An 11,935-nucleotide genomic window follows, 5' to 3' on the forward strand; every position below is an offset into this window, starting at 1 on the left:
CAGGAAAACGCCCATGCCCGACATTGCCCTGGATGAAATCCACCGCGCAACCAAATCAGCCCTCACGCGCCACGGCGCCGCACCGTGGATTGCCGAGGAAGTTGCCCTCGCGGTTCGCAAGGCCGAGGCGGTCGGCAACCGCATTTGCGGACTCTACTACTTGGAAAGTTATTGCCAGCAATTGCAGTCCGGTCGCGTGGACGGAACGGTTGAACCGGTTGTCTCACATCCCAAGCCCGGCGTCGTCGCAGTGGATGCCAAGTTCGGCTTTGCGCAGCCCGCTTTTGCACGGGGTTTGCCGGAAGCCATCGCAGCCGCGCAGGAATGCGGTGTTGCAAGCCTTGCTGTCGGCCATGCGCATACCTGCACCTCGCTTGGGTATTTTACAGAACAGATTGCTCGGGCTGGTCTTATAGGTCTGGGCTTGACCAATGCCTCGCCCATTGTCGCACCGCCCGGCGGCAAGACACGGGTGATCGGCACCAATCCAATCGCATTTTCCGTTCCCGATGGTGCGGGCGGCATCGCCATGCAGTTCGACCAGTCGACCACCACCGTGGCCCTGGGCAAGATCACCATGGCCAAAGCCGCGGGCGAGCGTATTCCCGAAGGCTGGGCTGTCGATGCTGACGGACAGCCAACCACCGACCCCGAAGCTGCTTTGGGCGGGTCGCTGGTCAGCATGGGCAGCCACAAGGGCTGGGGTTTTGGCCTGATGGCTGAATTGCTGGCCGCTGGCATGACCGGCGGTGTGGTTAGTCGCGATGTCAAACCATTGAAAGCCCCTGAAGGCCCTCCGCATGACCTTGGCCAATATTATCTGCTGATGGACCCGGGCAGTTCCCCGGATTTCTTTGACCGGCTCGGCCGAATTGCCGAAGGCGTTGCCCTGGACGAAGGCGCACGGATGCCTGGTCAGGGCAAAGCGGCGCAGGATCCCGTGACGCTGGAGCAGGCCGTTTGGGATCAGACACGCGCCTTGGCTGGCATGACTTGAGGGCAGCATTGGGAGTTACCGCATGACGGTACATTTCTCTGACACCAGAAAGATCGATCCGACCAAAGGTGAGACGCTGGCAGACGGGTCGCCCAATGATGATGACCGGATGGAGATCGGGCCGACCAAGCTGGCGCTGGACGAATGGGAGGCCGCTGGCCTGACCTTACCCGATCTGGACCGGATGCGGGACCATCGCTGGAAAAAGCTAACCAAATCGGTGGTGGACCGCGGTTATGGCGCGATCCTGCTCTTTGATCCGTTGAACATCCGCTATGCTACCGACAGCACCAACATGCAGCTTTGGAATACGCATAACCTGTTCCGCGCGGTCCTGTTGTGCGCCGATGGCTATATGGTGATGTGGGATTACAAAAGCTCGCTTTTCCTGGCCGATCACCTGCCATTGGTGCGTGAAACCCGCACGGGCGCTGCGTTCTACTACTACGCGGCGGGCAACAACGGGGCCATGCGGGCGGCCAAGTTCGCCGCTGAGGTCGATGACCTGATCCGCGAACATGGCGGCGGCAACAAACGTATCGCCATCGACAAGATCATGACCCACGGACTACGCGCGTTCGAGGCCTTGGGTTATGAGATTTTCGACGGTGAGGAGGTCACGGGAAAGACCCGCGCCGTCAAATGTATCGATGAGATCAACGCGATGCGTTGTGCGATGAACTCGACCGAGGCCAGCGTGGCAGCCATGCACGAAGCGGCCAAACCGGGGATGAGCGAGGATGACATCTGGGCTGTGCTGCATGCCGAGAACATCCGGCGCGGTGGCGAATGGATCGAGACCCGTCTGCTGGCGACCGGACCCCGGACCAACCCCTGGATGCAGGAATGCGGCCAGCGGATTTTGCAGAACAACGAAATCCTTGCCTTCGATATCGACCTCATCGGCCCTTACGGCATGTGCTGCGACATCTCCCGCACCTGGTGGTTTGGCGATCAGCCGCCGCGCGACGACATGATCTACGCGATGAACCACGCGATTGAGCATTTGCAAAGCAATATCGAAATGCTCAAACCCGGGGCATCTATACGAGAGCTTTGCTTTAACGGCCACGTGCTAGACCCGCAGTTCCAGAAACAGAAATACGGCACCAAGATGCACGGCGTTGGCCTGTGCGATGAATGGCCCTCGATGCCGCATCCGGATCGCTGGGACGAAGGCGCCTATGATCTGGAGCTGGAACCCGGCATGATCTTCTGCGCCGAGTCGCTGGTGTCGCCAGAGGGCGGTGACTTCTCCATCAAGCTAGAAGATCAAATTCTGATCACTGACACTGGTTATGAGAACCTAACGACATATCCGCTTGATGGGCGATTGATGGGGAACTAGCGGTGCAAGCGATGGCGGTTTTTGCAGGCTAGCCGACATAGGTTGCAACGCTGCAGATAGCAGTTTTGTCCCGCGATCTGTGAGTTCGACTTAAACTGGGTTTTGCGTTCGCGGCGAAGGTCTGCAATGCGGGCTGCGACTGCAGCAATCGAGCACTATGCTCAAGGTCGGCTCTGGGCCGTTCGGGCGACTTTGCAAAGGTAACTATCTGCGCTTGGCGGTCATTCGTGCCTGGTGCAGCATAGGTCAAAATGGGCTCAGCGCGGACATCTGCCAAAGGTCGTCGGTTGTCCGCTTTGTGGAACACGAAGTCAGGTCGCTCGGTCCCTGTTGTGTTCTTGGTTCAGCATTTGCGGCATGGGTTGGACTTCAGGTCGGGTTTTTTGGTGTCCACATTCATGACCAAATCGTTGCAGCAACGCCCGCTCCGCTAACCTTTAGCTGCCTGCAAAACCATGTGTCAGCTGGTGCACGCACGGTGCACAGTTAGTGCACGCATTGTGCTCCGGGAAAAACCGCCAAACAGCAGAACGTTAATCCCTGTCTGCCGTCGGCCAATTGCACTGGTTGAATAGGGGGGAAAGGTGGGGAAAGCGAGGAGGAGAGTTTGCTTTCCCCTGAACGCGACCGGAGCAAAGGGAGAAGCCGGTCTGCATTCAATTTCGGAACACCGGAGCCTCATGTGAGAGCGTGAGGGTCAGCCCCGGTGTTCGGATCAGGGACCGAAGCCCCTGAAATCGTTAGTCAACAAAGGCGCGTTCAACCACAAAGGTCGACGGTTTGTTGTTGGCGCCTTCGTCCAGGCCGAACCCTTCGAGCGCGGCCTTGGTGTCCTTGAGCATCTCCATCGAACCGCAGATCATGCCGCGGTCGGTTTCGGGTGAGATCTGCGGAACCCCCAGATCTTCAAAGACTTTTCCGCTTGCCATCAGGTCGGTGATGCGCCCCTGAAACGGATAATCCTCGCGCGTCACGGTGCAGTAGTGGCGCAAGTTCTGCGCCATCTCACCGACCAGCGGATCCTCTTTCAGCGCCTTGACCAATTGCTTGCCGTATTCCAGCTCGCCTACCTCGCGGCAGGTGTGGGTCAGGATGACTTCGTCAAACTTTTCATAGGTTTCCGGATCACGGATGAGCGAGGCAAAGGGCGCGATGCCGGTGCCGGTCGAGAACATCCAAAGGCGCTTTCCGGGCAGCAAAGCGTCGTTGACCAGCGTGCCGGTGGGCTTCTTGCGCATCAGCACCGTGTCGCCCACCTTGATCTTTTGCAGGTGCTCGGTCAGCGGGCCGTCCGGCACCTTGATCGAATAGAACTCCAGCTCTTCGTCCCAGCTGGGTGAGGCTACGGAATAGGCACGAAATACTGGCTTTTCCGCATTCGGCAGGCCAATCATCACGAACTCACCCGACCGGAACCGGAAAGTCGAAGGGCGTGTTATACGAAATTTAAACAAACGGTCTGTATAGTGCTCGACCGAGGTGACCGTCTGCGCAAAAACGCCAGCGGGGATCGGGAATTCAGTCTTGGGGGCTTCATCAAGCGACATGGGTCTCTCCGTAGCGGTCAGGCGGCTGCAGGGGTTTCGGACAAGAGGTCCAGCTTGCCCTCTTTGCCGTTCCATTCGTCGGCATCGGGCATGGGGTCTTTCTTTTCGGTGATGACCGGCCAGTGTTCGGCATATTTACGGTTCATCTCGACCCAGTGCTCAGCGCCGTCATCGGTGTCTGGGCGAATGGCGTCGGCGGGGCATTCGGGCTCGCAGACGCCGCAGTCGATGCACTCATCGGGGTGGATGACCAAGGTGTTCTCACCTTCATAAAAGCAATCCACCGGGCAGACTTCGACGCAGTCGGTGAATTTGCAGTTGATGCAGTTGTCGGTCACCACATAGGTCATCGGCACTCGTCCTTTCGTTTGTGTGCTAATGAATAATCGACTCGGCAAGTGCCTGTCAATATGTTTGTGTACGTTCAATAAATCAAACCTCATGACGCTTGACGGATGCTCAATTTATATTAGTATGCAAACAATAATTGCGCCAAACCAATCGGAGGGATCCATGTCCGCAAAGCTTGTCATCAAGAACATCGGCCTGTTGTTGTCGGGCAAGATGGAGGAGCCGATTCTGGACGGTGACTGCCTGATCGCGATCGATGGCAAGATCCACGAGTGGGGGTATGAGAAAGATTTGGACTGCGAAGACGCCGATACGGTGGTCGATGCCAATGGTGTAACCGTGGCACCCGGTCTGATCGACAGCCACATTCACCCGGTCGTTGGCGACTATACCCCGCGCCAGCAGCAATTGCACTGGATCGACTCGACCCTGCATGGCGGCGTGACCACTCTGATCTCGGCGGGCGAGGTGCACATGCCGGGCCGTCCCAAAGACATTGTGGGGCTCAAGGCGATGGCGATCGCGGCGCAGCGCTGGTACGAGAATTTCCGCCCCTCGGGCATGAAGGTCCACGCAGGCGCCCCCGTGATTGAACACGGTATGGTCGAAGAAGACTTCAAGGAAATGGCCGACGCCGGTGTCAAACTGTTGGGCGAGGTTGGTCTGGGCACCGTCAAGGACGGCAAGACCGCGAAACAGATGGTCGATTGGGCGCGCAAATACGGCATCCAATCCACCATTCACACCGGCGGCCCGTCGATCCCGGGTTCGGGACTGATTGATGCGGATATGGTTCTGGAAACCGGCACCGATGTGATTGGCCACATCAACGGGGGCCATTCGGCGCTGCCCGATGATCAGATCATGTGCCTGTGCGAAAGCTGTACTGCCGGCTTGGAAATCGTCCACAACGGCAACGAGCGGGCCGCGCTTCTGACGCTGAACACCGCGCGTGAGCTGAAGCAGATGGACCGGATTATTCTGGGCACAGATGGCCCTGCTGGGTCTGGTGTACAGCCCTTGGGCATCATGCGGATGGTTGCGATGCTGTCCTCTCTCGGCAACGTCCCGGCCGAGATTGCGTTCTGCTTTGCCAACGGCAACACGGCGCGCCAACGCGAGTTGGACACTGGCCTGATCGACAAAGGTATGTGCGCCGATTTCGTGCTGATGGATCAAGCGCAACATGCTCCGGGCAAGAACATTCTGGAATCGGTGCAATTGGGCAATTTGCCGGGTGTTGGCATGACCATCATCGACGGCAAGGTGACCTCGGAACGCAGCCGCAATACCCCGCCCGCAACCCGCCTGCCGCAGGTTGTGAGCTAAGACATAACACTCCCCGAACTGCCCCTCGGATGGCTTCGGCCTCCGGGGGATTTTTTTGAAAGGCACATGACATGAGCGCACCGCTGCAAGGTCTGAAAGTTGTTGAACTGGCCCGCATTCTGGCAGGTCCCTGGATCGGGCAGACGCTGGCGGATCTGGGCGCGGATGTGCTCAAGATCGAAAGCCCGGACGGGGACGACACACGCAAATGGGGCCCGCCGTTCATCGAACGGGACGGGGACAAGACGGCGGCCTATTTTCATGGCGCCAACCGGGGCAAGGACAGCATTGCACTGGATTTCGGCGATGCCGATGATCGCGCTAAACTGCTGGACCTGATCCGTGACGCCGACGTTCTGATCGAGAACTTCAAGGTTGGCGGGCTCAAGAAATTCGGGCTGGACTACGACAGTGTCAAACAGGTCAATCCGCGCCTCATTTACGCTTCGGTCACTGGCTTTGGTCAGGATGGACCTTATGCGCATCGTGCGGGTTATGATTTCCTGATCCAGGGCATGAGCGGCATCATGGACCTGACCGGTGATCCTGCGGGCGAGCCACAAAAGATCGGTGTGGCTTTTGCTGACATTTTCACCGGACTTTATGGTGTAATCGGTATTCAGGCGGCTCTGGCCGAGCGGGAGCGTTCAGGCCTGGGACAACATGTCGATCTAAGCCTGCTTGATTGCATGACAGGTGTTCTGGCCAACCAGGCGATGAACTTCCTGGCGTCCGGCAACTGTCCGACACGTCTGGGAAATGCGCACCCGAACATCGTGCCCTATCAGGTGTTCCCGGTGTCGGACGGCCACATCATCATCGCCTGCGGCAATGACCGGCAATACGCCACGCTCTGTACCATTCTGGACGTGCCGGAATTGATCGAAGATACCCGTTTTGTGGCCAACCCCGACCGAGTGGCCAACCGAGCAGAACTGACCGAGTTGCTAACCGCCGCATGTATGAAGTGGGGCAAATGGGACTTGCTGGCCGCGCTTGAAAAGGGCGGCGTGCCGGGTGGTCCGATCAATTCGGTGGCCGAAGCCCTGAGCGACCCGCAGGTCCAGCACCGCGAAATGCAGATCACACCCGAAGGCGTGCCCGGACTGCGCACCCCGATCCGCTTTTCGCGGTCCGAGCTGAAGTTGGACAAGGCCTCGCCAAAGCGACCCGTCAAATCATGACAGCTTGCGCAGGATCTTGACCAGGTTGCGCTGCTCGGCGGCGGTGAGGGGTTTCAGCGACTCTGCCGTGATCTCTCGCCCGACCTCTTTCATCTGAGCAACCATCTCTTCGCCTTCGGGCGAGAGTGAGATCATCGTACGCCGTTTGTCGTTGGGGTCGGGGGCTGTGAGTGTCAGACCCTTTTGACGCAACCGGTCAACGACGCCTTTGATCGTGGCTACATCCATTGCGGCCAGACGGCCCAGATGGTTTTGCGAACAGGTGCCTTGCTCGGAAATCCGGATCAGGGCCGAGAACTGTGTGGGGGTCAGCCCGTTGATGGTTTTCGATTGAAAGATTGTGGCGTGGCGTTGGCTGGCCAATCGTAAAAGATACCCGACCTGGTCATCCAGGCTATAGTCTGTATCTGCTTGGTCTGCCGTTTCGGTCATCCACTCATCCGCCAATTGCAAAAAACATTAGCAGTATAACAAAAACGTGCATGCCCACAACGAAAAATCCGGGCGGGGGACCGCCCAGACAGGCGTCAAACCGCCAAGTATTTGTTTGAGATTTCCGGGTTCTGATCAAGATGGTCAAAGGTTCCGTCATAACAGACCGAGCCTTTCTCGATGATATAGGCCCGATCCGATACCAGGCGGGCGAAATGCAGGTTCTGTTCGCTGATCAGAACCGATAGCCCCTCACGTTTCAGCTCGGCGATGACATTGGCCATTTGTTCGACAATCACCGGCGCGATCCCTTCGGACGGTTCGTCCAGCAATACCATCTTGGGGTTTCCCATCAGGGTCCGCGCAATGGTCAGCATTTGCTGCTCGCCGCCAGACAGCTGCTTGCCCAGGTTCTTGCGCCGCTCATTCAGGTTTGGGAACAGTTCGAACAGATGTTCCAAGGTCCATTCCGGTGCGTCATCACGTTTGTCGCGGCGACCCACCTCGAGGTTCTCCTCGACCGTTAACTCGCCAAAGATGCGCCGTTCTTCAGGCACATAGCCGACACCAGCACGACAGATGGCATGGCTGGGTTTGCCCAGGATGCTCTGCCCCTCATAGGTGATCTGCCCGGTTTTCTGGCGCACCATGCCCATGATGGATTTCATTGTGGTGGATTTGCCCGCACCATTGCGGCCCAACACCGCGACCACCTCGTTTTGACCCAGTGACAGCGACACACCGTTCAGGATCTGCGCCCGGCCATAACGGGCGTCCAGATTTGCGACCTCAAGCATTGGCGGCCTCCTTCTTGTCTTCGAACAGGGTGCCGCCACCCAGATAGACCTCTTGCACGGTTGGGTTGGCGCGGATTTCATCGCCGGTGCCCTCGGCGATCAACTCACCCCGGTTCAGCACCAGAATGCGGTGCGAATGAGCAAAGACCACGTCCATGTCATGTTCGGTAAAGACCACGCTGACCCCTTCGCGCTGCACGATGTCAGCGGTCAAGGCCATCAGGGCGATCCGCTCAGAGGGGGCCATGCCCGCCGTAGGTTCATCCATCAACAGCAGCGCCGGTTCATGCGCCAGGGCAACTGCCAGCTCCAGCCGTTTCAGGTCACCATAGGCCAGTTCCGAGCAGGCGCGCCCGGCATGCTCGGACATCGACACCAGATCAAGCAGCGCCATCGCCTCGTCGACATACAGCCGCGTCGCGCGCGAGAACATGTCGAACACCCGGCGGTGGTGCGAAATCAGCGCCATCTGGATGTTCTCCAGAACCGTCATCGACAGGAACGTCTCGGTGATCTGGAATGTGCGCCCCACACCCATGCGCCAGATTTTCCGGGGTGGGGTGCCCAACAGCTCCTTACCGTTCAACTGTACTGAAGCCCCGCTGTTGGGTTTTAGGTATCCGTTGAGCATGTTGAAGCAGGTGGTTTTGCCCGCGCCATTGGGGCCGATCAGGGCCAGGAATTCACCCATTGTCACGTCGAAGTTGACGTCTTGGACCGCCTTGATGCCCCCAAAGTTCTTGGACAGGTTGCGGACGGAAAGAACCGGGTTCATGCCGCACCTCCTTTCTGGTTGGGCAGGATGGCCCGGATCAGTCGGTTTACCCCGCCTGCGACGCCATCAGGTGCCAAGAGGACCACGACCAGGATGATGCCGCCAAAGATGAAGCGCCAGTAATCCAGACGGGTCACCCAATCCTCGATCATGACGAAGGCCACGGCGCCAAAGATCGGACCGGAAAGGGCGTGGATACCACCGAGCAGGACCATGATCAGCCCGTCGATGCTGTGTGCAATCCCAAGTGTGTCCGGGAAGACCGAGCCCTTGGAGAAGGCAAAGACAACACCCGCCAGACCTGCAAGGCTGCCAGCGACCACAAAGCCCATCCATTGGTGGAACTTGGTGTCCACGCCGATGGCCTCGGCCCGGGTCTGGCTGTCTCGGATGCCACGCAGGGTGTAGCCGAATGGCGAATGGGCCACGCGCCGCAGGAACCAGATCCCGCCCAGGCACAGCACAAAGGCGATGTAGAAATAGACCTTGTCCGAACTTGCCCATTCAGCTGGCCAGACGCCCAGGATGCCGTCGTCGCCCCCGGTAAAGGCCTGCCACTGGAAGGTGACCCCCCACAGGATTTGTGCCGCCGCCATGGTCAGCATGGCGAGGTAAACGCCAGACAGGCGCACGCAGAACCAGCCAAAGAATAGCGCTGCAGCGGCTGCAAAGAACGGCGCAAGCAGCATTGCGGGTAACATGCCAAAGCCCAGGAATTTGACCATCATCGCGGCTGCATAAGCTCCGACGCCAAAGTATGCGGCGTGACCAAAGCTGACCATTCCGCCGATGCCCATCATAAAGTGCAGTGACACGGCAAAGAGCGTGGCGACCATCACATCCACCAGCAGGATCGAGGTGAAGTCAGCCGTCACCGCCGGGCTGAAGGCGAGCACCATCACGGCGGCCAGCAAGACCATCGTCGATTTCTGGCTCATCAGTTTCAGGGGCTGTTCGGGTTCTTCGGTGCCCACGTGTTCACTGCCTGGTTTGCCGAACAGACCATAGGGGCGCAGGATCAGCACAACGGCCATCACGACAAAAGGCAACACGATCGAAATCTGCGGGAAGATCAGGATGGCAAAGGCATTGAGGACCGAGATCAGAACGGCAGCCACAAAGGCACCGCTCACGCTGCCCATGCCGCCGATGACGACAACCACAAAGGCTTCGCCAATGATCGACAAGTCCATCTGCAGGCTCACCGCCTCACGCGGGATCTGCAGCGCACCGCCCAGACCGGCCAGGAAGGCGCCCAGAACAAAGGCGGCAGAGAAGAGCCAGGCCTGATTGACGCCAAGCGCGCCGACCATTTCTCGGTCTTCGGTGGCCGCGCGGACCAGCACGCCCCAACGGGTTTTGTGGAACAAGAGCCAGATGCCCGCCAGAACGGCGGGGCCAATGGCGATCAGGGCCAGGTCATACTCAGGGATCGGCTCGCCCATGATGCGGACGGCGCGGTCCAGCCCGGGCGCGCGTGGCCCCAGCAGATCCTCGGCCCCCCAGATCGCGAGCGTGGCATCCTGAAAGATCAGCACAACGCCGAATGTGGCCACCAGCTGGAACAGCTCAGGTGCGCGATAAATGCGCCGTAGGATGGTCATCTCGATCAACAGGCCGATCACACCAACGATGGCGGCGGCCGCGATGATCGAAAACCAAAAGCCAAATATCCCGCCATTCAGCGCGGTGACGATGGTATAGGCCAGATAAGCGCCCACCATGTAGAACGAGCCATGGGCAAAGTTCACGATGCGCGTGACGCCAAAGATAATCGACAAACCAGATGCAATCAGAAACAACGACGAGGCATTTGCCAGCCCGGTCAACAGTTGTGCAAAATAGAAGCCCATATCGGCCTACCATCCCTATTCGTGTGAATTTCGGGGGGTGGGCAGGGCGCGCCAGAATGCGCGCCCCACCTCAGACTGCGTGAGTGGCGGTCTTATTCAGCGGGACGCAGTTTTGCGGCCTCTTCTTCGGACGGCAGATAGGCGGCGCCGTCGGCATAGGCCCAATCAACCATCTTGGGTTCGCCATCCACCAGGGCGGTTTTGCCCACATAGGCGCCCATGGTCGACTGGTGATCAGCTGCGCGGAACATGAACGGACCGGTCGGGCTGTCGGCCACTTCCAGGCCGTCCATGGCGGCCAGCAGCGCCTCGGTGTCGGTGGAACCAGCTTTGGTCAATGCGGCAGCAATCGCCAGGACCGAATTGTAACCCACGATCGAGCCAGTCTTCGGTGCTTCGCCGAACTTGTCCGAGTATGCCTTGGCAAAGGCGTTGTGGCTGTCGGTATCGATGTCCGCAGGCGGGTAGCCAGTGACGATCCACCCATCTGGGGTCTCGTTGCCCAGGGGGTGTAGATACTCGGGCTCCCCCGTCAGCAGCGAGGCGACAGCGCGGTCTTCGAACAGGAAGCGCAGCGACCCTTCGCGCACGAATTTGGCCAGATCACCGCCAAAGGTCACGTTGAAGATCGCGTCCGGCTTGGAAGCTTCAAGCGCGCGCACGGTCGAGCCCGCGTCGATCTTGAACACCGGCGGCCACTGCTCTTCGACGAATTCGACGTCAGGGCGCAGTTTGCTCAGTTCGGATTTGAACGCTTTGACTGCGTCCTGACCGTAAGCGTAATTGGGTGCAACAGTGGCCCATTTCACCGCGTCCAGCTTGGCAGCCTGTTCGGCCAGCATCGCGGCCTGCATATGGGTCGAGGGACGCAGACGATAGGTGTATTTGTTGCCCTTGGACCAGACGATGGCGTCCGAGAGCGGTTCGGATGCGAGGAACAGAACCTGTTTCTGCTGAGCAAAGTCCGCGACGGCCAATCCGATGTTCGACAGGAAGGTGCCAAAGATCAGAACGGCGCCTTCCTTGGTCACAAGCTCTTCCGCGATGCGGATGGCAGTGGCTGGATCGCCGGTGTCATCGCGGCTGATCACCTCAAGCTGTTTGCCGTCGATCCCACCCGCGGCGTTGATCTGTTCGATCGCCAATTGCCATCCCTTCTTGTAGGGCTCGGTAAAGGCGGGCAGGCGAGTATAGCTGTTCACCTCGCCAATTACGATCGTGTCCGCGGCCTGTGCGGCCTGCGGGCCAAACCCCATCAGGGGTAGGGCCGCAAGCGCACCTAGGACGGTGCGTCTGATCATGGTCATTTCTGTTCCTCCGGT

11 protein-coding genes are annotated in these 11,935 nt (G+C 59.0%); 4 read left to right on the forward strand and 7 right to left on the reverse strand.

The genetic code is table 11. From position 1 onward, the window contains the following. The first annotated feature begins 13 nt into the window (after positions 1-13). Entirely contained in the window at positions 14-997 is a 984-nt protein-coding gene (locus tag TRL7639_RS04365) for an Ldh family oxidoreductase (protein ID WP_085794551.1), read from the forward strand. Between the two features lie 22 nt (positions 998-1,019). After that, positions 1,020-2,345: a dimethylsulfonioproprionate lyase DddP gene (gene dddP, locus TRL7639_RS04370; RefSeq protein WP_085794552.1), complete on the forward strand. Its 1,326-nt coding sequence runs from the start codon at positions 1,020-1,022 to the stop codon at positions 2,343-2,345. 740 nt (positions 2,346-3,085) lie between these two features. On the opposite strand, the gene TRL7639_RS04375 is transcribed toward dddP, so the two are convergent. Both TRL7639_RS04375 and fdxA read right to left on the reverse strand, forming a co-directional pair. Continuing rightward, positions 3,086-3,892 (reverse strand): ferredoxin--NADP reductase, encoded by an 807-nt coding sequence (locus tag TRL7639_RS04375; protein WP_085794553.1) that lies wholly within the window; start codon positions 3,890-3,892, stop codon positions 3,086-3,088. A 17-nt stretch (positions 3,893-3,909) separates the two neighbouring features. After that, positions 3,910-4,242, reverse strand: a complete 333-nt coding sequence (fdxA, locus tag TRL7639_RS04380; protein ID WP_085794554.1) for a ferredoxin FdxA — start codon at positions 4,240-4,242, stop codon at positions 3,910-3,912. A gap of 163 nt (positions 4,243-4,405) precedes the next feature. On the opposite strand from fdxA, the gene TRL7639_RS04385 reads away from it, so the two are divergent. Together TRL7639_RS04385 and TRL7639_RS04390 are read left to right on the forward strand one after the other, a co-directional pair. Then, the gene (locus tag TRL7639_RS04385) at positions 4,406-5,572 is read left to right on the forward strand and encodes an amidohydrolase family protein (RefSeq protein ID WP_110647099.1); all 1,167 of its coding nucleotides are present in this window, start codon (positions 4,406-4,408) and stop codon (positions 5,570-5,572) included. A 71-nt stretch (positions 5,573-5,643) separates the two neighbouring features. Next, positions 5,644-6,756, forward strand: a complete 1,113-nt coding sequence (locus TRL7639_RS04390; RefSeq protein ID WP_085794556.1) for a CaiB/BaiF CoA transferase family protein — start codon at positions 5,644-5,646, stop codon at positions 6,754-6,756. Here the strand turns inward: TRL7639_RS04390 and TRL7639_RS04395 are convergent. From TRL7639_RS04395 to TRL7639_RS04415, 5 genes are all read right to left on the reverse strand, one after another. Continuing rightward, entirely contained in the window at positions 6,751-7,188 is a 438-nt protein-coding gene (locus TRL7639_RS04395) for a MarR family winged helix-turn-helix transcriptional regulator (protein ID WP_085794557.1), read from the reverse strand. The two genes, TRL7639_RS04390 and TRL7639_RS04395, sit on opposite strands and share 6 nt — an antisense overlap. Before the next feature lie 95 nt (positions 7,189-7,283). Beyond that, positions 7,284-7,985: an ABC transporter ATP-binding protein gene (locus tag TRL7639_RS04400; protein WP_085794558.1), complete on the reverse strand. Its 702-nt coding sequence runs from the start codon at positions 7,983-7,985 to the stop codon at positions 7,284-7,286. After that, entirely contained in the window at positions 7,978-8,760 is a 783-nt protein-coding gene (locus tag TRL7639_RS04405; protein WP_085794559.1) for an ABC transporter ATP-binding protein, read from the reverse strand. Before TRL7639_RS04405 ends, TRL7639_RS04400 begins: the two co-directional genes overlap by 8 nt. Beyond that, positions 8,757-10,613: an ABC transporter permease gene (locus TRL7639_RS04410; RefSeq protein ID WP_085794560.1), complete on the reverse strand. Its 1,857-nt coding sequence runs from the start codon at positions 10,611-10,613 to the stop codon at positions 8,757-8,759. The genes TRL7639_RS04405 and TRL7639_RS04410 overlap by 4 nt, the downstream gene beginning before the upstream one ends. A 92-nt stretch (positions 10,614-10,705) precedes the next feature. Next, the gene (locus tag TRL7639_RS04415; protein ID WP_165759744.1) at positions 10,706-11,920 is read right to left on the reverse strand and encodes an ABC transporter substrate-binding protein; all 1,215 of its coding nucleotides are present in this window, start codon (positions 11,918-11,920) and stop codon (positions 10,706-10,708) included. Between the last annotated feature and the right edge of the window lie 15 nt (positions 11,921-11,935).

The sequence above is a fragment of the Falsiruegeria litorea R37 genome, assembly GCF_900172225.1.
GTDB lineage: Bacteria > Pseudomonadota > Alphaproteobacteria > Rhodobacterales > Rhodobacteraceae > Falsiruegeria > Falsiruegeria litorea.

Bases quoted from the DNA above. Each gene is read 5' to 3' on its own strand.
- TRL7639_RS04405 (WP_085794559.1), bottom strand. From the start codon at position 8,760: ATGAACCCGGTTCTTTCCGTCCGCAACCTGTCCAAGAACTTTGGGGGC.
- TRL7639_RS04415 (WP_165759744.1), bottom strand. From the start codon at position 11,920: ATGACCATGATCAGACGCACCGTCCTAGGTGCGCTTGCGGCCCTACCC.
- dddP (WP_085794552.1), top strand. From the start codon at position 1,020: ATGACGGTACATTTCTCTGACACCAGAAAGATCGATCCGACCAAAGGT.
- fdxA (WP_085794554.1), bottom strand. From the start codon at position 4,242: ATGACCTATGTGGTGACCGACAACTGCATCAACTGCAAATTCACCGAC.
- TRL7639_RS04410 (WP_085794560.1), bottom strand. From the start codon at position 10,613: ATGGGCTTCTATTTTGCACAACTGTTGACCGGGCTGGCAAATGCCTCG.
- TRL7639_RS04375 (WP_085794553.1), bottom strand. From the start codon at position 3,892: ATGTCGCTTGATGAAGCCCCCAAGACTGAATTCCCGATCCCCGCTGGC.
- TRL7639_RS04385 (WP_110647099.1), top strand. From the start codon at position 4,406: ATGTCCGCAAAGCTTGTCATCAAGAACATCGGCCTGTTGTTGTCGGGC.
- TRL7639_RS04400 (WP_085794558.1), bottom strand. From the start codon at position 7,985: ATGCTTGAGGTCGCAAATCTGGACGCCCGTTATGGCCGGGCGCAGATC.
- TRL7639_RS04395 (WP_085794557.1), bottom strand. From the start codon at position 7,188: ATGACCGAAACGGCAGACCAAGCAGATACAGACTATAGCCTGGATGAC.
- TRL7639_RS04390 (WP_085794556.1), top strand. From the start codon at position 5,644: ATGAGCGCACCGCTGCAAGGTCTGAAAGTTGTTGAACTGGCCCGCATT.
- TRL7639_RS04365 (WP_085794551.1), top strand. From the start codon at position 14: ATGCCCGACATTGCCCTGGATGAAATCCACCGCGCAACCAAATCAGCC.